This is a genomic window from Azospira sp. MPR-LB4 (assembly GCF_058809525.1).
This window is the reverse complement of the sequence record NZ_CM179521.1, coordinates 989,726-1,015,194: the sequence shown is the minus strand read 5'-3', so window position 1 is coordinate 1,015,194 and position 25,469 is coordinate 989,726. Positions and strand designations below refer to the sequence as shown.

Annotated in this window: 22 protein-coding genes; 5 read left to right on the top strand and 17 right to left on the bottom strand. The window is 68.0% G+C overall.

The genetic code is table 11. The features are described from left to right. Nucleotides 1-148 precede the first annotated feature (148 nt). From AC3QLZ_RS04610 to AC3QLZ_RS04600, 3 genes are read right to left on the bottom strand one after another with little or no spacing between them, the layout of a single operon-like run. Entirely contained in the window at nucleotides 149-517 is a 369-nt protein-coding gene (locus AC3QLZ_RS04610) for a response regulator (protein ID WP_014238138.1), read from the bottom strand. A gap of 18 nt (nucleotides 518-535) precedes the next feature. Further along, entirely contained in the window at nucleotides 536-1,831 is a 1,296-nt protein-coding gene (locus AC3QLZ_RS04605) for a methyl-accepting chemotaxis protein (RefSeq protein WP_014238137.1), read from the bottom strand. Then, nucleotides 1,806-2,327 carry a PAS domain-containing protein gene (locus tag AC3QLZ_RS04600; RefSeq protein WP_130458801.1) on the bottom strand — a complete coding sequence of 174 codons (522 nt, stop codon included), beginning with the start codon at nucleotides 2,325-2,327 and terminating at the stop codon, nucleotides 1,806-1,808. Before AC3QLZ_RS04600 ends, AC3QLZ_RS04605 begins: the two co-directional genes overlap by 26 nt. Nucleotides 2,328-2,555: 228 nt before the next feature. Here AC3QLZ_RS04600 and AC3QLZ_RS04595 point away from each other — a divergent pair, with 228 nt between their 5' ends. Beyond that, nucleotides 2,556-3,290 carry a S1 family peptidase gene (locus AC3QLZ_RS04595; protein WP_014238135.1) on the top strand — a complete coding sequence of 245 codons (735 nt, stop codon included), beginning with the start codon at nucleotides 2,556-2,558 and terminating at the stop codon, nucleotides 3,288-3,290. Nucleotides 3,291-3,302: 12 nt separating this feature from the next. Here the strand turns inward: AC3QLZ_RS04595 and AC3QLZ_RS04590 are convergent, their stop codons facing one another. The 12 genes from AC3QLZ_RS04590 to AC3QLZ_RS04535 all read right to left on the bottom strand — a co-directional run bounded on the left by AC3QLZ_RS04590 (nucleotide 3,303) and on the right by AC3QLZ_RS04535 (nucleotide 15,504). Then, nucleotides 3,303-4,043 carry a Crp/Fnr family transcriptional regulator gene (locus AC3QLZ_RS04590; protein ID WP_014238134.1) on the bottom strand — a complete coding sequence of 247 codons (741 nt, stop codon included), beginning with the start codon at nucleotides 4,041-4,043 and terminating at the stop codon, nucleotides 3,303-3,305. A 32-nt stretch (nucleotides 4,044-4,075) separates the two neighbouring features. Continuing rightward, nucleotides 4,076-5,923: a nitric oxide reductase activation protein NorD gene (locus tag AC3QLZ_RS04585; RefSeq protein ID WP_130458799.1), complete on the bottom strand. Its 1,848-nt coding sequence runs from the start codon at nucleotides 5,921-5,923 to the stop codon at nucleotides 4,076-4,078. Between the two features lie 92 nt (nucleotides 5,924-6,015). Then, a complete protein-coding gene (locus AC3QLZ_RS04580; RefSeq protein ID WP_130458798.1) occupies nucleotides 6,016-7,008 on the bottom strand; it encodes a 4Fe-4S binding protein in 993 nt (330 codons plus the stop codon). A 22-nt stretch (nucleotides 7,009-7,030) separates the two neighbouring features. Further along, nucleotides 7,031-7,435, bottom strand: a complete 405-nt coding sequence (locus AC3QLZ_RS04575) for a hypothetical protein (protein WP_492783412.1) — start codon at nucleotides 7,433-7,435, stop codon at nucleotides 7,031-7,033. Nucleotides 7,436-7,444: 9 nt separating this feature from the next. Continuing rightward, a complete protein-coding gene (locus AC3QLZ_RS04570; RefSeq protein WP_130458797.1) occupies nucleotides 7,445-8,236 on the bottom strand; it encodes a CbbQ/NirQ/NorQ/GpvN family protein in 792 nt (263 codons plus the stop codon). Then, a complete protein-coding gene (locus tag AC3QLZ_RS04565) occupies nucleotides 8,236-8,526 on the bottom strand; it encodes a cytochrome C oxidase subunit IV family protein (RefSeq protein WP_492783411.1) in 291 nt (96 codons plus the stop codon). The genes AC3QLZ_RS04570 and AC3QLZ_RS04565 overlap by 1 nt, the downstream gene beginning before the upstream one ends. Before the next feature lie 10 nt (nucleotides 8,527-8,536). After that, nucleotides 8,537-9,139, bottom strand: coding sequence for a cytochrome c oxidase subunit 3 family protein (locus tag AC3QLZ_RS04560; protein WP_152088922.1), 603 nt, complete (start codon nucleotides 9,137-9,139; stop codon nucleotides 8,537-8,539). Nucleotides 9,140-9,235: 96 nt separating this feature from the next. After that, nucleotides 9,236-11,617: a putative bifunctional diguanylate cyclase/phosphodiesterase gene (locus AC3QLZ_RS04555; protein WP_492783410.1), complete on the bottom strand. Its 2,382-nt coding sequence runs from the start codon at nucleotides 11,615-11,617 to the stop codon at nucleotides 9,236-9,238. Then, on the bottom strand, nucleotides 11,614-12,060 hold the full coding sequence (locus AC3QLZ_RS04550) for a type 2 periplasmic-binding domain-containing protein (protein ID WP_152088924.1): 447 nt from the start codon (nucleotides 12,058-12,060) through the stop codon (nucleotides 11,614-11,616). The genes AC3QLZ_RS04555 and AC3QLZ_RS04550 overlap by 4 nt, the downstream gene beginning before the upstream one ends. Nucleotides 12,061-12,070: 10 nt before the next feature. Beyond that, complete coding sequence (locus tag AC3QLZ_RS04545) at nucleotides 12,071-13,363, bottom strand: porin (RefSeq protein WP_287873756.1); 1,293 nt, start codon at nucleotides 13,361-13,363, stop codon at nucleotides 12,071-12,073. 285 nt (nucleotides 13,364-13,648) lie between these two features. Continuing rightward, the gene (locus AC3QLZ_RS04540; protein ID WP_014238124.1) at nucleotides 13,649-15,025 is read right to left on the bottom strand and encodes a cbb3-type cytochrome c oxidase subunit I; all 1,377 of its coding nucleotides are present in this window, start codon (nucleotides 15,023-15,025) and stop codon (nucleotides 13,649-13,651) included. Nucleotides 15,026-15,078: 53 nt separating this feature from the next. Further along, complete coding sequence (locus AC3QLZ_RS04535) at nucleotides 15,079-15,504, bottom strand: c-type cytochrome (RefSeq protein WP_014238123.1); 426 nt, start codon at nucleotides 15,502-15,504, stop codon at nucleotides 15,079-15,081. A 198-nt stretch (nucleotides 15,505-15,702) separates the two neighbouring features. Between AC3QLZ_RS04535 and AC3QLZ_RS04530 the strand changes: the two genes are divergently transcribed. From AC3QLZ_RS04530 to AC3QLZ_RS04515, 4 genes are all read left to right on the top strand, one after another. Next, entirely contained in the window at nucleotides 15,703-19,017 is a 3,315-nt protein-coding gene (locus tag AC3QLZ_RS04530; RefSeq protein ID WP_492783409.1) for an EAL domain-containing protein, read from the top strand. Between the two features lie 38 nt (nucleotides 19,018-19,055). Next, nucleotides 19,056-19,694: an MBL fold metallo-hydrolase gene (locus AC3QLZ_RS04525; RefSeq protein ID WP_492783408.1), complete on the top strand. Its 639-nt coding sequence runs from the start codon at nucleotides 19,056-19,058 to the stop codon at nucleotides 19,692-19,694. Next, nucleotides 19,687-20,067 (top strand): GIY-YIG nuclease family protein, encoded by a 381-nt coding sequence (locus AC3QLZ_RS04520; protein WP_014238120.1) that lies wholly within the window; start codon nucleotides 19,687-19,689, stop codon nucleotides 20,065-20,067. Before AC3QLZ_RS04525 ends, AC3QLZ_RS04520 begins: the two co-directional genes overlap by 8 nt. Nucleotides 20,068-20,358: 291 nt before the next feature. Then, on the top strand, nucleotides 20,359-21,675 hold the full coding sequence (locus AC3QLZ_RS04515) for a hemolysin family protein (protein ID WP_014238119.1): 1,317 nt from the start codon (nucleotides 20,359-20,361) through the stop codon (nucleotides 21,673-21,675). 54 nt (nucleotides 21,676-21,729) lie between these two features. On the opposite strand, the gene AC3QLZ_RS04510 is transcribed toward AC3QLZ_RS04515, so the two are convergent. Beyond that, entirely contained in the window at nucleotides 21,730-24,231 is a 2,502-nt protein-coding gene (locus tag AC3QLZ_RS04510) for a putative bifunctional diguanylate cyclase/phosphodiesterase (protein ID WP_287873753.1), read from the bottom strand. 16 nt (nucleotides 24,232-24,247) lie between these two features. Next, complete coding sequence (locus tag AC3QLZ_RS04505; RefSeq protein WP_014238117.1) at nucleotides 24,248-25,447, bottom strand: EAL and HDOD domain-containing protein; 1,200 nt, start codon at nucleotides 25,445-25,447, stop codon at nucleotides 24,248-24,250. Nucleotides 25,448-25,469: the final 22 nt, after the last annotated feature.

Genomic DNA, 25,469 nt, shown 5'->3' with positions numbered 1-25,469 from the left:
TCGGCAGCCCGGCGGGCTTTCCTGCTGCCGCGATGGCGGTGGGGGAGGCCTGGGTAAGGAGTGATGGGAAGGGAACTGCCTGGCCGGGCAGCAGCGCCCTGGATGTGACCAGGGGCGGCAGGGGCCCGGTAACCCGGGCGGTGTTCCGTCAGAGCCGCTGCAACAGCTTTTCCAGGGCCCGGTGCACCGTTTCCGCCTTGAAGGGTTTGACGATGTAGCCCTGGATGCCGGTCTGGATCAGTTCCCGCACCCGGTTCTGGTCCGCTTCCACGGTGACCATGATCACCGGCATCTGGTGGCCTGCCGCCCGCAGGGCGCGGACGAACTGGCCGCCATCCATGACCGGCATATTCCAGTCGCTGACGATGGCGTCGATGCCGCCGGCCTGCACCATCTCCAGGCCGGCCTGGCCGTGGGAGGCCTGCTTGACGGCAAAGCCCACCTCCTGGGCGATGGCGGTGAGGATGCCGCGCATGGACTCCACGTCGTCCACCACCAGGAGGGTCTTGGCTGCCATGGCCGGAGCAGACACCGCCTAGAGGGCGGCGTTCTGGCTTTCGATGTAGGCGAACAGCTCGTCGTACATTTCCACCAGGGCATCCCGCTCGGCACTGCCCTCGGTCCACTTGCGGGTGGCGGCCAGTTCCAGGGCTGCCCGTTCGGTGGCGGAGCGGCTGGCGATTTCCACCTGCTCGCCGTTGATGATGGCATTGACGTCGGCCCGGGCCTTCTGGGCCAGGGACACCATGCGCATGGAGGTTTCCATCCTGCCGGCACCCTGGCCGATGGTGCCCGCCAGTTCCTCCACCACGGAGGCGGAGCTGGCGGAGCCGGCCAGTTCCTGGCTGAAGGTGTCGGCGGTGCCGCGGGCGTCGGAGACGGCGCCCCCCAGTTCTTCCATGCGCCGGGAGACGTCTTCCATGGCGCCGGAAACGTCGCCGATGGCCTGGGTGATCTCCACCGCGGCCTTCTGGGACTGGTCGGCCAGCTTGCGCACCTCGTCGGCCACCACGGCAAAGCCGCGGCCCGTCTCGCCGGCCCGGGCCGCCTCGATGGCGGCGTTGAGGGCCAGCAGGTTGGTCTGCTTGGCGATGGCGTCGATGTGGCCGGTCAGCTGGCGGATGGCGTTGGTCTTGCCGTCCAGCTCGTGCAGGGCCTCGGCGCTGTGCTGGGCCGAGGTCTGGGCCTGACCGAGGGCGGCGGACATGGATTCGGCTGCACCGGACATGGCGCCAGCGGATTCGGCGAAGGCCCGGGCCAGGGATTCGGCCTGGGCCGATTCCTGGGCCACGGTTTCCAGGGCCTCGCTGACCCGGCCGATGGCGGTGGACAGGCCCCGTTCCGAACGCAGGAAGATCTTCGACAGCAGGGCCTCCCGGGCCACGGATTCCCGGGCCTCGTCGAGGCGGTCGAGCATGCCCTGCATCTGCTCCAGCACGTCGCGGAAGGTGCCGTGCAGGCCCGCGGTATGCAGGCGGCGCCAGGGGCGGCCCTGGGTCGAGGCAGCCATGGCGCCGAGCATTTCGCGGAAGGCGGTTTCGGTCTGGTCCAGGGCCGAGTTGATGCTGATGCGGATGGCGTCGAGCTGGGGATCGTCGATGCTGCGGGGCATGCGTTCCACCAGCAGGCCGTTCTGCACCTTGTCCATCAGGGCGTTCAGCTCTTTCAGGCGCTCCTGGCGGGAAGCGGCGGGCAGGACCAGCAGCAGGGCCGCCAGCAGCAGGGCCGGCAGGGCGTAGAGCGGGTCGAGGAAGGCCAGGCCGGCACCGGCCAGCACCAGGATCAGGAGCGGCCAGCGCCGCTTGTCAAAGTGAGAGAACCAGCTGTTCATAGCTCATTCCGGAAGATTGCAGGAGGTCGGTCAGCACCTTGGTGCCGGCGGCGATGGCGTCTTTGCTGCCGGCGGCCTTTTCGGCCGCCAGCATCTGCTGGTACACCGGCACGATCTTGTCGATGGCGCTGCGCCTGGGGCAGCGCCGCACCGAGTAGTAGCCGACGATGTCGCCCTTGGGGCCGAAGTCCGGGGTGATGTGGGCGAAGACCCAGTAGAAGCTGCCGTCCTTGGACATGTTCTTCACGTAGGCGAAGATTTCCCGGCCCGACTTGAGGGTGTCCCACACCAGGTTGAAGGCGGACCGGGGCATGTCCGGGTGGCGGATGATGTTGTGCTGGGTGCCCAGCAGCTCGGCTTCGCTGTAGCCGGAAAACTCGATGAAAATCTCGTTGCCGTAGGTGATGCGGCCGCTCAGGTCGGTCTTGCTGACGATGAAATCGTTGTCGCGCATGACCCGTTCCCGGTTGGTGGGAACGATGGATTTATCCTTCATTTTTGTCTCGCTCCTCGTCTGGAAGAAGCTATACCTCCCGGGGCCGTAATCTACCTTGTGGCACGGGGATTGGAAAGCTTGGGGGGCCGATATTTGCCTTTTGCCGGGGCCCTGTCGGCAAATGTCCGGGGCAGGCTCTCCGCTTGTGCCCCACAATGGCTTTCCAGGCGGTGCCCGCCCCCTTCGGCGGGAGCCTTTTTTGGCCTGGGGACGAAAGGTGCCAGGATCATGATCGAATCCATTTTGTTGACGGCAGTACGGGTATGCACTTTCGGCGCCGGCCGGGCCCTGACTAATGCCAGCGGCTTTTTCTTCGCCCGGGACGACGGCCGCCTGTTTCTCGTCACCAGCCGCCATGTGCTGTGCGACGCCGCCAGCGGCCACCATCCGGAGCGCATCGAGATCGAGCTGCATACCGATCCGGCCAACCTGGCCGCCGCCACCGGCTTTTCCATTCCCCTCTACCGGGACGGCCGCAGCCTGTGGCGCCAGGGCGAGGACGGGGCCGGGGAGATCGACGTGGCGGCGATCGAGATCGAGCGGGCGGCCCTGCCGCCGACCACGCTCCATGCCGCCTTCACGCCGGCCCACCTGGCCGGCCGCCGGGACCGGGTGGAGGTGGGCAGTTCCCTGCTCATCGTCGGTTTCCCCCTGGGCTTCCACGACCAGCTGCACCACATGCCGGTGGCGCGCCAGGCGGTGGTGGCCTCGTCCTTCGGCCTGCGCTTCCAGGGCCAGGGCTATTTCCTCACCGACGCCCGCACCCACCGCGGCACCAGCGGCGCGCCGGTGGTGATGCGCCTGCCCGACGGCGACGGGGGGCGGGGCGAACTGCCCTGGCTGCTGCTCGGCGTGCATTCGGCCCGGCTCGATGCGGGCGGACGGGATGCGGAGGTGGATGAGGCCCTGGGCCTCAACTGCGCCTGGTATGCGGACATCCTCCTGACCCTGACCCGGGACTGAGTCGGGCGCGGCCTAGGGCGACGCCAGACGCAGGGCTTCCACGTCGGGAATGTGGATGGTGCGACCGTCCACCACCACCAGGCCGCGGCCGGCCAGGTCGTGCAGGATGCGGGAAAAGTGTTCCTGGGTCAGGTTGAGGCGGGAGGCGATGTTGCCCTTGCTGCTGGGCAGGCGCACCACGGCCTGGCGCGGACAGTTGCCGCTGCCGGCCTCCGGCGCCTCGGCGCCGCGCAGCAGGAAGCCGACGATGCGCTCCCAGCCGGACTGCAGGGAATAGGCTTCCACATCCACCACCCGGTGGTGCAGGCGGCGGGAGAGGCTGCTGATCATCTTGCGGCATAGCAGGGGGTCCTGGTCCATCTCGTGGAACAGCACCAGCTTGGAAATGTGCAGCAGGCGGGAGCGGGTCAGGGCCTGGGCGAAGAGGGCGTAGGGCTTTTCCATGAACATCACCGCCTCGCCGAAGGTCTGGCCCGGGTGGATCAGTTCCACCACCTTTTCGTTGCCCTGGTTGGAATTGAAGGCCAGCTTCACCTGTCCCGCCAGCAGCAGGTGGAAGCCGCGGCAGGGATCGCCCTTGTGGAAGAGGATGTCGCCGCGGCCGGCCTCGACCTCGCGCACGCCCCGGGCCAGGCGCTCCAGGTCGGGCTCCTCCAGTTCGGCGAAGAGGCTGGTTTCCCGCAGCAGGGCGATGATGCGGGGATCGGGCGGGGTGCCCGAATCCGGGGGCAGGAGGCAGGTGCTGTTGTTCATGGGCTTACCTTCGTTTCCTGGGAGGCGGTGGGTCAGCGCGTCAGTTGGGCGTAAAGCAGGGGCAGGCGGCGGGGCAGTTCCTCCGGCTTGCGGATCACCGCGTAGCCGGCGGGGCCGAACAGGTGGGGCAGGTAGGAGGCCCCTTCCCGGTCGATGGTGACGCAAAAGGGCTGCAGGCCCAGCTTGCGCGCCTCGATAATGGCCATGCGGGTGTCTTCGATGCCGTAGCGGCCGTCGTAGATATCCAGGTCGTTGGGCTTGCCGTCGGAGAGGATCAGCAGCACCCGGCGGCTGGCCGGCTGCCGCGCCAGCTGGCTGGAGGCATGGCGGATGGCGGCGCCGAGGCGGGTGTAGTAGCCGGGCTTGAGGGCCAGGATGCGGCCCCGGGCGGCGGCGTCGAACTTCTGGCCGAAATCCTTGAGGCGGGAGAAGCGCACCTGGCTGCGCTTCAAGGAGGAGAAGCCGCACAGGGCGAAGGCGTCGCCGGTGGCGCCCATGGCGGTGCCGAACAGCAGCAGGGCGTCCTTGACCACGTCGATGACCCGGGCCTCGTCGCTGACCCAGGTATCGGTGGACAGGGAGAGGTCGGCCAGCACCAGGCAGGCCAGGTCCCGCTCCCGCTTTTCCAGGGAGAGGTAGAGGTTATCCGTGGGGTGGCCGCCGGTGGCCCGGTCGGCGTGGGCGCGCACTGCCGCATCCACGTCCAGTTCCTGGCCGTCGGGCTGGCCCTTGAGCCAGCGCCGGGCCGGCAGCAGGGCGGCGAACTGCTGGTGCAGGCGGCGGGCGGTGCGGGCCAGGCGGTGCGGCAGGGCGCTGTCGCTGGCGGCCTGGGGCGTCACTTCCAGCAGGCGCACATGCTCTTCCAGCAGCTGGCCCTTGCGGTAGTCCCATTCGGGCAGGGGAATGCCGTCGCCCAGGATCACGTCGTCCTCGGCGGCGGAGGGCAGGTCCAGGTCGAAGCGCACCTTGGAGGCCACCTTCTCGCTGTCGTCGGCCAGGGCCAGCTGGTCCAGGTCGTTGGCGGCGGCCACCGCGTCCTCGTTGGGGTCGTCGTCGGTGGGGCGGTTCACCTTCACGTATTCGCCCCAGCTGAAAATGCTCTCGGCCCGGAACATCATCAGCATGCCGTTCTTCTCCGTCGGCATTTCCACCCGCTCGGTCTGGTGGGCGCGCCGCTCCTCCTCTTCCTTCAGCTGCTGGCTGCCGGCCTGGTCCTCGGTGGGCGCCTCGCGGCTGGGCTGGGTGGCGCCGTGCGGCTCGGTGCCGAAGTCGCCCAGCCACAGCATCACCGGGCGGGAGGGCACCGGGGAGCGAGGCAGGGCATCGACGCTGCCCGGCTCCAGCAGGGCGCGGCGGATGGCCTCTTCCCGCGGCCGCTCGGCGGCGGGCAGGCTGTCGGGGTTGAGGCGCTGGGCCAGGTGGGCCTGCACCAGGCGCCGGTAGCGGGGCGCCAGGCCGGGCCAGCAGGCCAGGGCGCGCCGGGTGGCGGCCTGGTTGCGGCGGCAGGAATCGGTTTCGGCGGCGGCCCCGGGCTGCTGGCCGGCGGCGGCCAGGGCGGCCAGCCACAGGTAGAGGTCCCGGTTGAGGGCGGCGTCGGGGAAGGCGGCGATTTCCGGCGGCAGGCGCAGGGTGGCCAGATCCAGGGTGGCGGGAGTGGCCTTTTCGTCGCTGCCGGCAACCCGGGACAGCCAGCGGCGGCGGGCGCCGTGGCGCACTTCGACGGCGGCGGCGACGCGCAGGCCGGGGTCGCCGCCGAAGGCGCGGAAGAGGATGCCGGCGGTGCGTTCCACTTCCTTCAGCTTGACCGCCGCCTTGGGGTAGTGGCCGCCCGCGGCCTGGGTGATCCAGCGGTGCCAGAGTTTGCCGACGAATTCTTCCATGGCCGTTCCTTAATGGGCCGCCAGGGGCGCCGCGAGGGCCTGAGCGCCGGCCTGGGGCCCTTTATCCATGCGGTTCTTGGGGCGGTGCCGGGTCATGGCCGGTCCACCGCGGAAAATCCGGCCTCGTTCTGCCGCGCCGCCTCAGCCTCCACCCACTGCAGCAGGGGCGGCTGGCCCTGGCGGCCCTGGCTCTGGGCGCAGGCGTCCAGGCACTGGCCGCACTGGGTGCAGGCGAACATCATGCGTTTCAGGGTGCGGGGCTTGAGGCGCATGGGGCAGACGGCGTCGCAGGCCGATTGCCGGTCCGGCAGGCAGTCGGCGCATTCGGCCGTGCGCTGCCGGTTGAAGCCCACCACCAGGGCGTCCTTGTTGCCCATCCAGGCCAGGCTCTGGAACAGGCCGACGGCGCAGGCATAGCGGCAGAAGAGGTGGCGGGCGAAGAGGAATTCCAGGGAAATGACCGTGGTGGCGGCCGCGATGAAAATGAGCTGGTTGCGCGTCAGTTCCCCGTTGAAGAGGTTGGCGTAGACCTCCATGGGCGGCAGCAGGTAGGTGAGGAAGACCACCGCCCAGACGAAGGCGAAGGCCACCGCCAGGGGCAGCACCGCCAGCCACCAGATCGGGCCCCGGGGTGCCGGGGTGCCGTCGGGGCGCCAGGGGGAGATGGGCTTCTTGTCCCACAGGCTGTGCTTGCCCGAGGCCCGGATCATCACCCGGTTGATGGTCTCCACCACGGAGAAGTGGGGGCACAGCCAGCCGCAGTAGAGGCGGCCCCATTTCCAGGCGGCCCAGAGGAAGACGGCGGCGCCGGCGAGAATGGGCAGGAACAGCCGGGTGAGGACGTTGAAGGCCGCTTCGCCGGCGCCGATGCGGCCGGCCAGGAACTGGTCCAGGCCCAGGCGCCATTCGAAGGTGAGGAAGAGGGCGTGGCCGCGGGCCAGGTCGTAGCGGAACAGGTCGAACACCGGCGCCAGGGCGAATAGGACGAAGAAGCCCATCTGGGCCGCCAGCCGTTGCCGCTGCACACGCTGGTTGCCGGCCACGGCCTGGGCCGCCGGAATGATGGGAATGACGCGCTGGTTCATGGAAATGGAAAAGGCAGGGCCTTCAGGCCCGGGGCAGGCGCGGGCCGATCAGGGGGAAGCGCCAGGGCTGCCCGGCCATGGCGCTGGCCAGGCCGATGATGCCGCCCACCACCAGGGCCGAATGGACGCAGGTGAAATAGAGGATGACGGCGACCCAGGTCCATTCCCAGTTGAGGCCGCCCAGGGCGATGAAGCCGGCGGACAGGGTGACGATGAGCAGGCCGCCCCAGGCGCTGACCCAGAAGGTCTGCTGCAGGTGCTGGCGGGCCAGCAGGGGCGCCGTGCCGCCGTGGCGCCACCACAGCCAGGCCAGGGCGGCGAAGGCCAGGCCCGGCAGGGCCAGTAGATTGACCAGGAACAGGGCCTCGGCGGCGATGGCCAGGCCGGTGCCTTCCGGGTTGTCTGCAGGGGCGCTGGGGCTGGCCATGGCGGTAGGTCAGCGGCCGAAGGTGGCGTTGACGATTTCCATCAGGGCGCCGGCGGTTTCCACGTCATCGGTGAGGCTTTCCACCATGGCGGCGCGGCAGGCGGTGACCGGGTCCATGCCGGCCTTCACCAGGGTGGCGGCGTAGACCAGCAGGCGGGTGCTGGCGGCTTCCTCCAGGTCCTGGTCCTTGAGGGTGCGCAGGGCCTGGGCGATGGCCACCAGGCGCTTGGCCAGGTCCTCGTCGCAGCCGGTTTCGCCGCGCAGGATGGCGATTTCCCGGGCGCTGCCGGGGAAGTCGAAGCGCAGGGAGACGAAGCGCTGCCGGGTGGAAGGCTTCATGCCCTTCATCAGGTTCTGGTAGCCCGGGTTGTAGGACACCACCAGCATGAAGGAATCCGGCGCCTCCAGCACCTCGCCGGTGCGGTCGATGGGCAGGATGCGGCGGTCGTCGGCCAGGGGGTGCAGCACCACGGTGGTGTCCTTGCGCGCTTCCACCACCTCGTCCAGGTAGCAGATGCCGCCTTCGCGCACGGCCCGGGTGAGGGGGCCGTCGCACCACAGGGTCTTGCCTTCGCCGATGAGGTGGCGGCCCACCAGGTCGGCGGCGGTGAGGTCGTCGTGGCAGGCCACGGTGAACAGGGGCAGGCCCAGCTTGGCCGCCATGTGGGCGACGAAGCGGGTCTTGCCGCAGCCCGTGGGGCCCTTGATCAGGAGGGGCAGCCGGTTCTTCCAGGCGTGCTCGAAAATTTCCACTTCATCGGCGGCGGCGTCGTAGAAGGGCAGGGTGGCGGCCATGTCCATCAGGGCATTCCTTTCCAGTAGGCGATAGCGATGAGGCCGCAGACCAGGACCACCCAGCCGAGGGTGATGCCCTTCCACAGCAGGGGGGCGTGGCGCAGGCCCATGAAGTCGAGAATCACCGCCCGGCTCTTCAAGGCGGCGATGGCCAGCAGGCTGGCGACGGCGGCGGGGCCGCTGATGCCTTCCTCGCCGACGGTCCAGGTGGCCAGGGTGGCGGCGATCAGCAGCAGCCAGACGATGGTGCTGCGACGGGTGCTGTAGGGGGCGGCGACGTGGGTCAGGTTGTCCATGGTTCCGTTCTCAGCGTAGTACATAGACCAGGGGGAAGAGGATGATCCACACCAGGTCCACCATGTGCCAGTAGGAGGCGCCGCTGTGCAGGTTGTTCATGGCGGTGCCGTTGTCCGGGCCGTAGTTGCCGCGGCGGGCCTGGAACCAGAGGACGGCCAGGATCACCAGCCCCAGCAGCACGTGCATGAAGTGGAAGAAGGTGAGGGAGAGGTAGAACATGTAGAAGGGGCTGGTGGACAGGGTGATGCCGGCCCCCAGCTTGTCGGCGTACTCCACCAGCTTGACGGCGACGAAGCCGCTGCCGCAGAGGAAGCCGGCGGCCAGCCAGGGCGCAACCTTGTCCCTGAGGCCCGCTTCGGCGGCCTGCACGGCGCGCACCACGAAGTAGCTGGCGGTGAGCAGGAGGATGGTGTTGAGGGCGCCGGCGTTGCGGTCCAGGGCCAGCTGTTCGGCGTTGAACAGTTCCACGTGCTTGGCCCGGGTGAAGGCGTAGGCGGCGAAGAAGACGCAGAAGGCCAGCAGTTCGGCGCAGATGAAGAACCAGATGGCCAGGTCGCCGGGCAGGCGGCGCTCGCTGGCGGGGGACGGAATGGCAAGGGCTTGGGTATCCATGGGCCCCAGTATAGGAAGGGGGCCCGGGGGCGACTTTGATACCTGCTAAGAACGTCGGCAAAAGGTGGCCGGGGCCGCCGCGGGCCGCGGCAGGCCCTAGCCGGGGGCGCCCGGGGTGGCCTGCAGCAGGGTTTCGAGACGCTCGGCGACGGCGGAAAAGTCGCCGGCGGGCACCGGGCGGGAGAAGTGGTAGCCCTGGCCGTAGCGGGTGCCCATGCCGCGCAGCAGGGCCAGCTGGGCCTCGTTCTCGACCCCTTCGGCCACCACCTCCAGGCCCAGGCTGCGGGTCATGGCGACGATGGCCTCCACCAGGGCCCGGTCGCTGCTGTCCTGGCCCATGTCGCGGACGAAGGACTTGTCCACCTTGACCGTGGTCACCGGGAAACGCTTCAGGTAGGAGAGGGAGGAATAGCCGGTGCCGAAATCGTCCAGGTAGATGCGGATGCCCACCTGGCGCAGGGCCTGCAGCCACTCCAGGGCCTGCTTCATGTCGGACATGAGCACGCCCTCGGTGATTTCCAGGACCAGGGCGCCGGGGGGCAGGCTGCGCCGGCTGAGGGCCTCCATCACCGCCGAGGGCGGCAGGCCGTGGGGAATCTGGCTGCCGGAGACGTTGATGGAGAGGTACAGGTCCTCCCGGCCTTCCCGGCGCCACTGCTGCAGCTGGTCGCAGGCCGTTTCCAGCACCCACAGGCCGATCTCCTGGATCAGGCCGGTTTCCTCCGCCACCGGGATGAAGTCGTCCGGCGGCACCATGCCCTGCTGGGGATGGACCCAGCGGATCAGGGCTTCGGCCCCGGCCAGGCGGTTCTGCTGGATGTCCACGATGGGCTGGTAGAACAGGCGCAGTTCCTGGCGCTCCGCCGCCAGGCGCAGTTCGTTCTCCAGGCGGCGCCGGTTCTCGGCGGCGGCGGCCATGGAGGGGTGGAAGAACTGGTAGTCCCGGCCGCCGCTGCGCTTGACCCGGTCCAGGGCCAGTTCGGCGTTGCGCAGCAGGGTCAGCAGTTCCCGCCCGTCCTCCGGGTAGAGGGCGATGCCGACGCTGCTGCCGACGAAGGCCGGGGTGTCCCCCAGCTCGTAGGCCAGGCCCAGGGTCTCGACGATGCGGTGGGCCACCTTGGACGGCACCTCCTGGCCTTCCACATTGGGCAGCAGCAGGGCGAATTCGTCGCCGCTGGTGCGGCCCAGCCAGTCGCTGCCCTTGATGCAGTTGCGCAGCCGGTTGGCGGCCATCAGCAGCAACTCGTTGCCCACGTCGAAGCCCTGGCCGTCGTTGATGCGCTTGAAACCGTCCAGGTTGATGAGCAGCAGGGCGAAGGGCTGCTTGGGATTGAGGATGATCATTTCCCGGATCTGTTGCTCCAGGCCCATGCGGTTGCCCAGGCTGGTCAGGAGGTCGGTGACGGTCATGCGCTGGGCGAAGGTCTCCACCAGCTTGCGCTGGGTGATGTCGCTGGCGATGCCCTGGACCAGGGCGTCGCCGATGGGGGTCAGGCTCAGGTGCAGCCAGCGCGGATTGTCCGGCAGGGCCAGTTCCAGGTCGTCCTCCTGGGCGCTGTTGCTTTCCAGGCAGCTGCGCAGCAGGGCTGCCGTCTGCTCCGGCTGGCCCCAGGGCAGGGCCAGCAGGTTGGGTGGCATGCCGCCCGGGCGCTCCTCCTGGCCGCTGAGGCGGGCCAGGGAACGGTTGTGGGAGAGCAGGCGGCCCTGCTGGTCGGCCACGAAAATGCCCGATTCGGCGTTTTCGAAAATGTCCCGGTACTTGCGCTCGTCCATGGCCTGGCGCAGGCGCAGGCTGTGCTCCTCCTCCAGGGCAGCCACCAGGTCCTCGGTGAGGCCGTTGATGTCGTCCACCAGGCGGCCGATTTCGTTGCCGCCATGGCCGGGAGGGGCCGGCAGGCGTTCTCCCAGGGTCGGCTTGAGCAGGTGCAGGCGGTCGGAGATGGACTTGATGGGGGCGACGATGAGGCGCAGGACGATGAAGATCACCGCCAGGGTCAGCAGGGCCAGCTGGGCGGCCAGCACCAGGCCGACGAACAGGCTCTCGCGGAAGGTGCGTTGTTCCAGGGCTTCCCGGTTGGGTTGCAGCTCGATTTCACCGACCCAGCGGGTGGGGTCGAAGGGGGAGTAGATGTCGCGCCGCAGGGCGGCGGCGCTGTTCTGGGACAACTGGCCGCTGCGCTCCTCCCGCCCCAGCTCCTGGTTCAGGCTGCGGATGCTGACGGCGGCCACCTCGCTGTTGCGGATCAGGCCCCGGGCCACTTCCGTCGCCAGCTGGGCGTCTTCGATGAAACAGGCGATGCGCACCGTCTCCTCGATGGTGTCGAGCAGTTCCCCCAGGCGGTTGTTGGCTTCCTGCTGGGCCAGGTGGTTGGTGACGACCCAGGTGATGCCGATCACCAGGGTGCCCACCAGCAGGGTGACCCCGGCCATGGCCCAGACGGCCCGGCTGAGGATGTTGCGTTTGGGCGGGCATCTCATGGGGTCCGGTTCTCCAGTTCCAGCACCACCTTGACCCGGCCATCAACCCGGCTGCGGTCCAGGTAGCCGATGGCGCCCCGGTTGCTGGCCACGGTGTTGAGCAGCATGTCCGGCGACTGCTGCTGCAGGGGCGGCGAGGTGCGCCCGGAGAAGATCACCCGGGCCCAGTAGGCATTGATCTCCGCCGGGCTCTTGCCCACCAGGCGCCAGTAGAACTGGGTCCGCTCCAGGGATTCCTGGGGCAGTTCCAGGGGCACGGCGGTGAGGCCGGAGGGGAACTGGCGGTAGCGGCCGAGGAAAATGTTGGTGACGTCTTCCCGGCTCAGTTTTTCCACGCCGCTGCGGGGATTGACCACCACCACCAGGTCGCCGGCGGCCTGCCCGGCTGCGGGGAGCAGCAGGGCCAGGGCGAGGCGGAGGCTGGGCAGGAGGCGGGGTTTCACGGGCGTCGTCTCAGAAAATGAAGTCGGTGACGATGCTGATGACGTCGGTGCGGCCGTTCCAGCCCGGCGTGTCGCGGCGGGTGGGGAAGATGGAATCGCTGCTGCCGCGCACGGCGTCGTACTGCAGCTTCAGGTCCATGTTGGTGCGGAAGTCCCAGCGCAGGCCCAGGGTCACGGTGTGCTGGTGGCTGCGGGAATCGGCCAGGATGCTGTTGACGGCCGCATTCAGCAGGCCAGGGGGCAGTCCCGTGGTCAGGCTCTTGGGCGTGGATTTCTGCCAGGAATAGCCGGCGTAGGGCGTGAACTGGCCGATGCGGTAGCCGGCCAGCAGGGTGCCGGCCCGGGAATCCTGGAAGGCGGCGCTCTGCTGGCGGATGCGGTTGAGCATCAGCTGGGCCTGCAGGGGGCCGGATTCGTAGAGGGCGCCGAGGGAGTAGAACTCGCTGTCCTTGTCCTGGGTGCCGAGGGCGTCGGCCGCGGCGGCAGCACTGGGTACACCGCTGGCCCGCAGGCCGTTAACCACCGGGTCGATGGGCAGGTTCTGGCCGAAGCGCAGGTGGGCGTAGCCGGCCCGCAGGGTCCACGGGCCCTGCAGGTAGTCCAGGTGGCCGCCGTACATGCTGGAGCCGCCCATCTGCCATTGCTGGTCGCCCAGGGCCAGGCTGCCGTGCATGCGGCCGCTGAAGGCCTGCACCTTGCCCAGGCCCGGCCCCAGGGGGAAGGTGAAGCTGCCGTCCACCCCGTCCACGTGGGAGAAGGGCAGGGAGGTGAAGTAATCCACCGAGGGCCGCACCGCCAGGTAGGAATAGCCCACCAGGCGGGAGTCGGCGAGCATGAAGAAATTGGTGCCGAGGCGGCCGGCCCGCAGGCTGAGGGAGGGGGTGGGGTCGTACTTGAGGTAGGCCCAGGTCAGTTCGGGCTGGTAGGTCTGGTCGTAACGGTAGCGGGTGACGCCCTGGACCACCGCCTCGAGCTGGTCGGTGGCCTGCCAGTTGGCCTGCAGGCCGAGCACGCTGTCCACCCGGGACGACCAGTTGCCGCCGGAGGTGCCCCGGGGCTGGGAAAGGTCCCGCACGAAGTCGGCGCCGTCGGCGGAGGAGCGGGTCAGGCCCAGGGTGCCGAAGCCCCGCAGATGCAGGCGCGCGGGCTCGTTCTCCAGGCTGTCGGCAGCGTCCGCGGCGGCCGCGAGCGGCAGGCAGAGCAGGGCGCCGAGCAGGGCTGCGAGGCAGGCTGTAGACGGCCCCGGCGCCAGCATCGGGCCGGGGTCGGGACGGTTCTGGGCAAGACTGTTTTCTTTATACATTGGTCAATTCCACCCCCCCTGGTGCGGCTCGAGGGAATTGCGTCTGTTGGCTGTCAGTCTGTTCTTGACGCAGCTTAACCAATTGCTGCACTGCGTAAAAGCAATTAATACACGCCGGCAGGCCCGCCGGCTGCGGTCCCGGCCGTTCGGCGGGGCAAAAAAAATCCGGCGGACCCTTGCGAGTGCGCCGGTTTGTCAACGGAGGTTGGGAGGTGACAAAAAAGGTGTTGCTGGTTCCGCTCCCGCCGCGGTTGGGGCGGCGGGGGCGGAGGTGTTGCCGGGACCTCAGGCGGCTGCCTTGTCCTCGCCCTTCACGAAGAAGCTGGCGATGTACAGGATCAGGCCGATGAGGAAGACCACGCCGGTCCACTCACGCATCCAGTAGAACAGGGAGATCTTGTCCTGGGTTGCCATGAAGGACAGGGGAGTCTCGGAGACGCGCTGCAGCCAGACTTGCAGGATGCCGGCGGCGGTGAGGAACAGGGTGATGAAGACGATGGAGATCGTCATCAGCCAGAAGCTCCACATTTCCAGGACCTGGGACTTGTTGCTGTTGGCAGCACGGCCGCGCAGGATGGGCATGGCGTAGGAGATCATGGTCAGGTTCACCATCACGTAGGCACCGTAGAAGGCCATGTGGCCGTGGGCTGCCGTGATCTGGGTGCCGTGGGTGTAGTAGTTCACCGGAGCCAGGGTGTGCAGGAAGCCCCACACGCCGGCGCCCAGGAAAGCCATCACACCGGTCCCCAGGGCCCACAGGGTGGCGGCCTTGTTGGGGTGTTCGCGACGACGGCGGTTCACCATGTTGAAGGCGAACACGGTCATGGCGAAGAAGGGGATGGGCTCCAGGGCGGAGAACACGGAACCCCACCACTGCCAGTATTCGGGCGTGCCGATCCAGAAGTAGTGGTGACCGGTACCGATGATGCCGGTGACCAGGGTCAGGGTGATGATGACGTAGAGCCACTTTTCGATGACTTCACGGTCCACGCCCGTCACCTTGATCAGCACGAAGGCCAGCATGGCGCCGAGGATCAGTTCCCACACGCCTTCCACCCAGAGGTGCACCGTCCACCACCAGAAGAACTTGTCCAGGACCAGGTTGGTGGGGTTGTAGAAGGAGAACAGGAAGAACACGGCCAGACCCCACAGACCCAGCAGCATCACCAGGGAGATGGAGGTCTTGCGCCCCTTCAGCACGGTCATGCTGATGTTGAAGAGGAAGGCCAGGGCGACGATGACGATACCCACCTTGGTGATCAGCGGCTGTTCCAGGAACTCGCGGCCCATGGTTTCGAGCAGGTCGTTACCGGTCAGCTCGGCCAGGGTGGCGTAGGGAACCGCCAGGTAGCCGACGATGGTCAGGGCCCCTGCCACCAGGAAGATCCAGAACATGGCGAGCGCCAGCTTGGGGCTGAACAGCTCGGTTTCCGATTCTTCCGGGATCATGTAGTAGGCCGCACCCATGAAGCCGAACAGCAGCCACACGATGAGCAGGTTGGTGTGGACCATGCGGGCCACGTTGAAGGGGATCATCGGGAACAGGAAGTCCCCGATCACATACTGCAGGCCCATGATCAGCCCGAATATGATCTGCCCGACGAAAAGACCGATTGCCGCGATGAAATACGGCGTGGCAACGGCCTGGGATTTATATTGCATAGCGATGACTCCTTAAGCGTAAGCTCTGTTTTTCTGGGGTCCGCGTCGAGGCATCAGCCCTCGATGTTGGGCGGCCAGTTGGCGGTATTGATCTCAGAGGTGTACTTGAGGAAAGCCACCAGATCGTCCAGTTGCTGCTCAGTCAGGTTGAACTGAGGCATCTGGCGACGGCCGGGGGCACCGCTGGGTTGGCCCTTGATCCAGGCTTTGATGAAGTCACCACCGCGGCGGGGATACACATTGCCCAGCTCGGGCGCAAAGTAAGCGCCTTCGCCCAGCAGCGTGTGGCAGCCGATGCAGTTACGGGTTTCCCAGATTTTTTTACCGTTGGCGACGGCCGGGGTCAGATTGGCCCGGTTATCGCGCTTCGGCAGTGTTGCGGTTGAGTCGAACGACAATGCCAAGAACAGCAGAAAGAAAAAGACCGTTCCGCCGAAAAAGATATTGCGCGCCATCGACTTAGTGAAAGCGCCGCTCATGCTGCCCTCCTTTCATGAGAGGAAAAAATAAAGATGGAACACGGCAGTGCGGAGAGTAGCGACGGGGCTCCTTATGCAGCCATGATGTGAATCAAAAAGGCCGGAAGGGCCTCCGTCGCTCTCCGGACAAGGCCGGCTTTGGGATTCCGCCCTCCAGCCCTTAGAATTGAGGCTTCACCCCTAGTCCGGCCTCACGCCATGCCCGAACGCACCCTCGCAGACCTGATGACCTGGAATATCGTCGAGGTGGAGCGTCGGACCACCCTGCTGGCGGCGGTGGAAGTCATGGAAACGGCCCGCATCAGCTCCCTGCTGGTGCGCGAGGGCGCCCTGATGGTGGGCATCGTCACCGAACGGGACATCCTGCGGGCCCTCTCCGCCAACGTGGACGGCCTGCTGGCGGTGGATCAGGTGATGAGCTCCCCGGTGTATACCGCCGATTCCCGCATGTCCGTGCATCACGCCTACCACCTGCTGGCGGAAAAGGGCATCCGCCACCTGCTGGTGACCGGCGAAGCGGGCCAGCCCGTGGGGGTGGTCAGCGAGAGCGACTTCCGCTTCCACCTGGGGGTCGCCTTCTTCCGCCGCCTGCGGGACGTCAATGCGGTGATGCAGAGCAGCGTCCAGCTGCTGCAGCCCGGCGATACGGTGCGCCAGGCCCTGGCCCTGATGTCCGCCGGCAGCCTGCGCTGCGTCGTCGTCGCCGAGGCCGGCCGGCCCCTGGGCATCCTCACCGAGCGGGACGCCCTGCGCTTCTTCCGCCGCGGTGCCGACAGCCTGGAGCAGCCCCTGGCCGCGGTGATGAGCGCCCCGGTGGCCAGCATTCCGGAAGGCTATCCCCTCAGCCAGGCGGTGGACCGCATGCAGGCCGAGCACGTGCGCCATCTGGTGGTGGTGGGGGCGGCCGGGGAGGTGGTGGGCGTGGTGTCGGAGCACGACATCGTCAGCCAGCTGGAAAGCGAATACCTGGACTACGTGCTGCAGGAAGGCCAGTCCATCCGCGCCCAGCTCAGGGAAAGCCGCCTGCGCCTGAGCGCCGTCTTCAACCAGACCAGCGAGTTCATCGGCATCCTGGACCTCAAGGGGCGCCTGCTGGAGGCCAACCAGTCGGCCCTGGACCTGATCGGCCGCCAGCCCGCCGAGGTGCTGGGCCAGCTGTTCTGGGAAACGCCCTGGTGGGTGCATGAGCCCCTGGTGCAGCAGCGCCTGCGCCAGGCCGTCGAGCGGGTGGCGGCGGGCGGCGAGGCCCAGCGCTTCGAGGTCACCCACATGCGCCGTGACGGCCGCCTGCGCTACGTGGATTTCATCCTCAAGTCGGTGGAGGACGAACCGGGCCAGCCCCTGCAGCTGCTGGCCGAGGGGCGGGACATCACCGACCGCAAGGAAGGGGAGGAGCAGCACCGGCTGGCCCTGAGCGTGTTCGAGAACAGCCACGACGGCATCCTCATCACCAACCCGGAAGGCCTGATCATCGAGGTGAACCGGGCCTTCTGCGAACTCACCGGCTACGCCCGGGAGGAGGCCATCGGCCAGCCGGCCCGCATGCTCAATTCCGGCCACCACGACCGTACCTATTTCCGCCAGCTGTTCCAGGTGGTCTCCGAGCGGGGCTTCTGGAAGGGCGAGATGTGGAACCGCACCAAGTCCGGGGCGGTGACGGCGGTGCTGATGACGGTCAGCGCCGTGCATGACGATGGCGGGCGCATCAGCCACTTCGTCGGCGTCTTTTCCGACATCACCCAGCAGAAGGAAAACCAGCGTCGCCTGGAGCGCCTGGCCCATTACGACGCCCTCACCGGCCTGCCCAACCGCACCCTGATGAGCGACCGCCTGCACCTGGCCATGGCCCAGGCCCAGCGCCGCAACAAGCTGCTGGCGGTGTGCTACCTGGACCTGGACGGCTTCAAGGCCATCAACGACAGCCACGGCCACCAGGCCGGCGACCGCCTGCTGATGGACGTGGCCGAGCGCCTGCGCCGCTCCCTGCGCGGTGGCGACACGGCGGCCCGCCTGGGGGGCGACGAATTCGTCCTGCTTCTCAACGACCTCACCGCCCTCTCCGAACTGGAGCAGATCCTGGAGCGGCTGCTGCTTTCCCTGGCCGCTCCCTTTGCCCTGCAGGGACAGACGGCCAGCGTTTCCGGCAGCATCGGCGTCACCATCTATCCGACGGACGATGCCGATGCCGACACCCTAGTGCGCCACGCCGACCAGGCCATGTACGCCGCCAAGCAGTCCGGCCGCAACCGCTACCAGCTCTTCGACACCGAGCAGGACAGCCGGGCCCGCAGCCTGCGGGAAGCCATAGTCAATGCCCGCGCCGCCCTGGAGCAGGAGCAGTTCCGCCTCTACTACCAGCCCAAGGTGAATCTCTGTTCCGGCCTCATCGTCGGCTTCGAGGCCCTCATCCGCTGGCAGCATCCGGAGCAGGGCATCCTGGCGCCGGCGGCCTTCCTGGTGGACCTGGAGGAGACCGACCTCATCGTCGATATCGGCGACTGGGTCATGGAAACCGCCCTGGCCCAGCTGGAGGCCTGGCAGGCCCTGGGCTGGGACTATCCGGTGAGCATCAACATCGCCGCACGCCACCTGCAGCAGCCCAACTTCCTGCCCCGCCTGCAGCGGGCCCTGGAGCGCCATCCGGCGGTGCCGCCGCGGCTGCTGGAACTGGAAATCCTGGAAACCGCGGCCCTGGAAGACGTGGGCCAGGTGAGCCTGGTCATCGCCGCCTGCCAGCGCCTGGGGGTGGGCTTCGCCCTGGACGACTTCGGCACCGGCTATTCCTCCCTCTCCTATTTCAAGAGCCTGCCGGCCCGCACCCTGAAGATCGACCAGTCCTTCGTGCGCGACATGCTGCACGACCCGGAGGCCCTGGCCATCGTCGAGGGCGTGGTAGGGCTGACCTCCGCCTTCCAGCGCAGCGTGGTCGCCGAAGGCATGGAAACCGTCGAGCACGGGGTCATGCTGCTGCGCCTGGGCTGCATCCATGCCCAGGGCTATGCCATCGCCCGCCCCATGCCGGCGGCGGAGGTGCCCGCCTGGGCCGCCTCCTTCGAGCCCGATCCGCGCTGGGTCGAGGTGGCGTCCCAGCAGTGGCTGCGGGAGGATTTTCCCCTGGTGGCGGCCCAGGTCGAGCACCGGCGCTGGATCGACACCGTCATCCAGGCCCTGGAGGAGGGCGACGCGGAGTGCCTGCCCGCCGACCTGGCCGATCCCACCCGCTGCCGTTTCGGCATCTGGTACCTGGGCAGCGGCCAGCAGAACTACGGCGACCTGGCCGCCTATGGGGCGCTGGACGCTCCCCACCGGGAGGTGCATGCCCTGGCCAGGGCCGCCGCGGCCCAGCTGCAGGCCGGCGACGCCCGGGCCGCCAAGGCCGTCATCCCCCAGCTGCGCCGCCATGGGCGGGCCCTGCTGGCGGCCCTGGAACAGTTGCAGGCCGCCATCATCGCCCAGCGGGAACCCCGCTGCGTTGCCGCCCCCTGTGCCGACGACCTGCCCGTCGCCCCTTGATGTCCCCTGACGCCCCTTCAACGAACCAGGCTTGCGCCATGAACTACGCCATCGTCCCCGTCACTCCCTTCGAACAGAACTGCACCCTGCTGTGGTGCCCCGAGACCATGCGGGGAGCCGCGGTGGACCCGGGGGGCGACCTGCCCCGCATCCTGGCCGCGGCCGAGAAGCACGGCGTCACCCTGGAAAAGATCCTGGTGACCCACGGCCACATCGACCATGCCGGCGGCGTCGCCGAACTGGCGGCCCAGCTGGGCATTCCGGTGGAAGGGCCCCACGTGGACGACCGGTTCTGGATCGACGGCATGCCCCAGCAGTCCAAAATGTTCGGCTTTCCCGACGTGCGCAGCTTCACCCCGGACCGCTGGCTCCAGGGCGGCGACAGCGTGCAGGTGGGGCGCCAGACCCTGGAGGTGCTGCACTGCCCGGGCCACACCCCGGGCCACGTGGTCTTCTTCGACCGCCCGGGCAAGCTGGCCCTGGTGGGCGACGTGCTCTTCGCCGGCTCCATCGGCCGCACCGATTTTCCCAAGGGCGACTACGACACCCTGATCCGCTCCATCCGGGAAGTGCTGTTCCCCCTGGGAGACGAGGTGGAGTTCATTCCCGGCCACGGCCCCATGTCCACCTTCGGCCAGGAACGGCGCTTCAATCCCTTCGTCGGCGCCCATGGCTGAAATGGTCGAGACCGTCGATCAGGCGGAGCCCCCCACCTACCAGCTGCTGATCCAGGTGGCGCAGCCCGTCACCGTGACGGTGGGGCGCCTCGGCCCCTGTTCCTTCCCGGCCGGCCGCTACGTCTACACGGGCTCGGCCCGGCGCAACATGGCGGCCCGTCTGGCCCGCCATCTCTCGCCCCACAAGCTGCTGCACTGGCACATCGACTACCTGCTCACCGCCCCCGGCGTGCAGGTGGTGGGCACTCGCCTCTTCGACGAGCCCGAATGCCAGATCAACCGCAACATGCCGGGAGAAGTGCTGATCCCGGGTTTCGGCAGCACCGACTGCCAGGCAGGCTGCGGCAGCCATCTCAAGTATCTGGGGGTTTGAGGCGGGGAAAACTTAGCCACAGAGGGCACAGAGAACACAGAGAAAAGGCGGGAAGCCGAGTTGTTTGGTGTAGATGGGAGCCGGAGGCTTGGCTAGGTGCCGGCAGCGAAGAAGGAAACCCTCTGTGCTCTCTGTGTCCTCTGTGGCAAAGCTGTCGCTCCCCCGCAACCCCTTTATCCACGGGCTTCGGCGTCGATCGGGCGGGCAAGATAGCGGGAAAGGCGGGAAAAATGCTATCTTCACGCCTTCTTCACCCCCGAGCCGCTCCGGAAACGGTGGTCGCGGCCCTGTATGGATCTAGGCATCATCCTGTTGTTGATTGTTTTGAACGGCATTTTCGCCATGTCCGAAATTGCCGTGGTGTCCTCGCGCAAGGCCCGCCTGCAGCGGATGGCGGAGGACGGCAGCCAGGGCGCCGCCGCGGCGCTGAAACTGCATAGCGAACCTTCCCGTTTCCTCTCCACCATCCAGGTCGGCATCACCTCCATCGGCATCCTCAGCGGCGCCGTCGGCGAGGCGGCTCTGGCCGATCCCCTGACCCAATGGCTGTCCCAGTTTCCCCTGCTGGGCGAATCGGCACGGGTCATCGCCCTCTCCCTGACCGTGGTTCTGCTCACCTACATGTCGGTGGTGGTGGGCGAACTGGTGCCCAAGCAACTGGCCCTGCTCGGCCCCGAGGGCATCGCCTCCCTGGTGGCCCGGCCCATGGGCTGGCTGTCGCGCCTGACGGCGCCCCTGGTGTGGCTTTTCTCCGCTTCCAGTGGCGCCATCCTGCGCCTCTTCGGTGCCCGCCGCAGCGATGAGCCGCCGGTGACCGACGACGAGATCAAGGTGCTCATGGGCCAGGGTGCCGAGGCCGGCGTCTTCCATGAGAGCGAACAGGAGATCGTCTCCAACGTGCTGCGCCTGGACGAGCAGCGGGTGGCGGCCATCATGACGCCGCGCAAGGACATGTACCTGGTGGACCTGGCCGAATCCGAGGCCGAGGTGCGGCGCCAGGTGGCCGAGTGCCCCTACGCCCGGGTGGTGGTCTGCCAGGACGGCCTGGACCGGGTGCTGGGCATCCTGCAGCGGGGCGACCTGCTCAAGCCGGTGCTGGAGAACGCCCCCTTCAACGTGCGCAAGGCCCTGCGGCCGCCGGTCTATGTGCCGGAGAGCGTCACCACCACCCACCTGCTGGAATCCCTGCGCCGCAACCGGGCCCAGTTCGCCCTGGTCATCGACGAATACGGCGAGGTGCAGGGCCTGGTTACCCTCAACGACGTGCTGGCCGCCATCGTCGGCGACATGCCGAGCCAGGACGACGACGGCGAGCAGGACGTGGTGGAGCGGGAGGACGGTTCCTACCTGATGGACGGCGGCCTTTCCATCGAGCGCCTGAAGTCGGTACTGGAGGTCAAGGAAGAGCTGCCGGGGGAAGAGGAAAACGCCTTCCACACCCTGGGCGGCCTGGTCATGCACCAGCTGGGCCGAGTGCCGGTGGAAGCCGACCATTTCCACCTGGCCGGCTGGCGCTTCGAGGTGGTGGACATGGACAAGAACCGGGTGGACAAGGTGTTGCTGTCCCTGGGCGACCCGGAGACGGACGACCAGGCCGACGCCGCCTGAGGCAACAGTCTCAGCCGCAAAGAAGAACGCCGGGCAGTGCCCGGCGTTTTTGCGTCAACCGTTGTTGCGTTCCAGCAGCAGCTGGAAATCCTCCACCGGCACCGGCGGGCTGAACAGGTAGCCCTGGATTTCGTCGCAGCCGGCGGCCCGCAGGAAGTCGAGCTGCTCCTCCGTCTCCACCCCTTCGGCGATGACCAGCAGGCGCAGGTTCTTGGCCATGCTGATGATGGCCTTGGCGATGGCCGAGTCGTCGCCGTCGTGGGGGATGCCGCTGACGAAGGACCGGTCGATCTTCAGGTTGTCGATGGGGAATTTCTTCAGGTAGGCCAGGCTGGAATAGCCGGTGCCGAAGTCGTCCAGGGCCAGGCGCACGCCGGCCTGGTGGAAGTCCTCCAGCATCTGGATCACCGCCTCCGAGTTGTGCATGAGCATGCCCTCGGTGATTTCCAGCTCCAGGTTTTCGCCGGGGAAGGCGTGCCGTTCCAGGGTTTCGTTCACCAGCTGGGAAAGGCCGGGGCGGAACTGGCGCGGCGACAGGTTCACGGCGATGGTCAGGTCCTCGTAGCCGGCCTCGCGCCACAGGTGGCCCTGGCGGCAGGCCGCATCCAGGACCCAGGCGCCGATGCTGACGATGAGGCCCGTCTCCTCCGCCAGGGGAATGAAGGCGGTGGGCGGGATCATGCCCTGTTCCGGATGGTGCCAGCGGATCAGGGCCTCGGCGCCGACGATGCGGCCCGTGGCCAGCTCCACCTGGGGCTGGTAGTAGAGGCGGAATTCCTGGCGCTCCACCGCCTTGCGCAGGGCCCCTTCCAGCTTCAGGCGCTCCAGGGAGCGCAGGTTCATTTCCTGGGAATAGAAGAGGGGGCCGCCGCTGGTCTGCTTGACCCGGTACATGGCGGTGTCGGCGTTACGCAGCAGGGTTTCCGCGTCGCGGCCGTCGTCGGGGAAGACGGCGATGCCGATGCTGGCGGTGAGCAGCACCTCGTGGTGTTCGATCTGGAAAGGCTCGGCCAGGGCATCGAGGATTTTCTGCCCCACCAGGGCGGCGTGTTCCCGCTTGGTGATGTCGAACAGGGCGACGATGAATTCGTCGCCGCCCAGGCGCGCCACCACGTCCTCGGCCCGCAGGGTCTCCTGCAGGCGCCGCGCCACTTCCTTGAGCAGGGCGTCGGCGGGGGCGTGGCCGAAGGAATCGTTGATGGTCTTGAAACGGTCCAGGTCCACGAACAGCACGGCACCGTGGGTCTGGTTGCGCTGGGCTTCGATGAGGGCCTGTTCCAGCAGGGAGAACAGCAGGGAGCGGTTGGGCAGGCCGGTGAGGGCGTCGTAGTAGGCCAGGCGGTAGATCTGCCGTTCCGCCTCCTTGCGCTCGGAAATGTCGGAGAAGACCAGGAAGTAGTGGCTGAGGATGCCCCGGGTGTTTTTCACCGAGCTGATGGAGACCCATACCGGATAGGTGTCGCCGTTCTTGCGCCGGTCCCACAGCTCGCCCTGCCAGGCGCCGGAGGAGGCTAGGGCCACCTGGATTTCCGCCGCCAGGTTGGGGTCGTCCCGGGTCGGCTGCAGCAGGGCTGGCAGGCTCATGCGCACTTCGGCCTCGCTGAAGCCGGTGATGTCGCAGAAGGCCTTGTTCACCGACAGCACCCGCTGCATGGCGTCGGTGACGATCACCGCCTCGCTGTTGTGCTCGAAAATCTTGGCGTGCAGGCGCAGCTTCTCTTCCCGCTCCAGCTGGTTGGTGATGTCCACCAGGTAGCCGATGAGGCCCGCCGGTTCGCCGGCCTCGTTGCGCGACAGGGAAAGGGAGACGCTGGCCCAGAACACCTCGCCCGACTTCTTGCGCCGGCGCACCTCGAATTCCCGGCGGCCGTGGTCGAGGAAGGCGTTGTAGAAGAGGTCGTCCTCCTCTTCCAGGGTCTCGCTGCCGTCGTCGGCATAGAGGAAGAGGATGTGCCGGCCCACGGCCTCGGCGGCGGTGTAGCCGAACAGGCGCTCGGCCCCCTTGTTCCAGCCCATGATGTAGCCGGACAGGTCCATGGTGATGACCGAGTCGTGGATGTGGTCGAGGATCTGGCTCTGCTCCTCCACCTTGGCTTCCATGCGGGCCAGGTCTTCCTGGCGCAGGTTGAAGGCCTGGCGGGCATGCAGGGCGCCGGCCAGGAGGGCGGCCAGGTCGCCGAAACGGCGGTGTTCCAGGGCGCTGTAGCCCTCGGCCTTGCCGCCCACGGCGAGGAGCCCCAGCAGCATGTCGCGGAAGGTGAGGGGACAGGCCAGGGCGTCGGGCCGGGTGGCTACGGTGCCCGAGCGGCGCGCTTCTTCAAGCAGGGCCTGCCAGGGACCGGCACTGGCGGGCAGTTCCAGGGTGCCATCCCCGTTGGCCAGGTACAGCGTGCCTTCCGGGCTGGCCATGGCACTGCGGCACATCGCCTCCAGCTGGGCCACGGGAATCTCGCCTTCCCGCAGCAGCAGGGCGTAGCACAGCTGGCCGGCCAGCTCGAAATCGGTGGCGCCGCCACCCAGATGGGGAAGGAAGGAGTTGCCCTGGTCGGGAGCCATGGTTCTGCCGCCTGCCTCAGGCCACGTCGATGTGGCTGACCCAGGCCAGGGCGTCCACCTGCAGCTGGCCCAGGGCATCGCCGCGCAGGCGCAGCTTTTCCAGCAGGGCCGTATCCGGCGCCGGCAGGCCCCGTTCCAGACTTTCCACCAGGGACAGGGCGTCGCCCAGGGGGCCCTGGTGGCGGCCCACGGCCTCGGCCACCTCGTCGGCCAGGGGCAGGGCCGCCAGCACGCTGTCCATGGGCAGGTGCAGCAGCACGTCGAGCAGGGAGAAGGCTCCGGCCATGTAGGCGCAGTCGTGGAAGTCCGTGTCCTCCGCCGCTTCCGGATGGGCGGCGAGGGCGATCAGTTCCACCAGGCGGCCGCGCAGGGCGGCCTGGGGCATCAGGGGATTGGGCTGGCTGCCGGCGTTGAACTGGTTGGCGTAGATCAGCAGTTGCAGCCAGCGCTGCAGCTGGCGCCTGCCGAGCAGGGTGATGGCCTGGGCGAAGCTGGTGATCTTGGTGGTGGCGCCGACGGAAACGGAATTGACCAGGCGCAGCAGGTTGTAGGAGAGCTTGGGCTCCTGCTTGATCATTTCCTCGATCTCCCGGGTGTCCGCGTCCTGGACGATGAGGGAGAGCAGCTTGAGCAGGCGCAGCTTGGTCGGGTCCGCCGGGGAGGTGGGGCATTCCTCCGGCTGGGGCACGAATTCGCCGCTCATCAGGGTAAAGCCCCGGGCGCCGCACCAGACGAAGAGGTCGTGGCTGCTGACGCCGTCGGCCACCAGGGTCAGGCCCTTTTCCTTGAGCCGGTTGAGCAGCACCGGGGAGACCTGCTCCCGGGCCGTGGCCGCATCCAGGCGCAGCAGCTGGGCGCCGGCCTCGGCGCATTGTTCCAGGGCCGGGGCCGAATCCACGTCGGCCCCCAGACGGTAGCCCTGCTTGGCCAGTTCCTGGCAGCGGGCGGCGCCGGCCGCATCGAGCCAGACCTCCGCCGGCAGCAGCAGGGAGACCTGTTGCGGCGGCAGCTGGCGGGTCAGGCCGCTGTGGTTGAGGTCCGTACCGCTCAAGGGCACCAGCCAGGGCAGGGGCGAGGGCTGGGGCTGGTTCTGGCCGTGGGCGAAAAGCTGGCTGCTGGCGGCCAGGCCGATGCCCCGGGGCCCCAGTTCCAGGGCCGACCAGGCTTGATTGACGTCCAGCAGGGGGCGCAGGCAGGAGAGGGTGGCCGAGGTCATTAGGGATTTACTCAAAACGAAG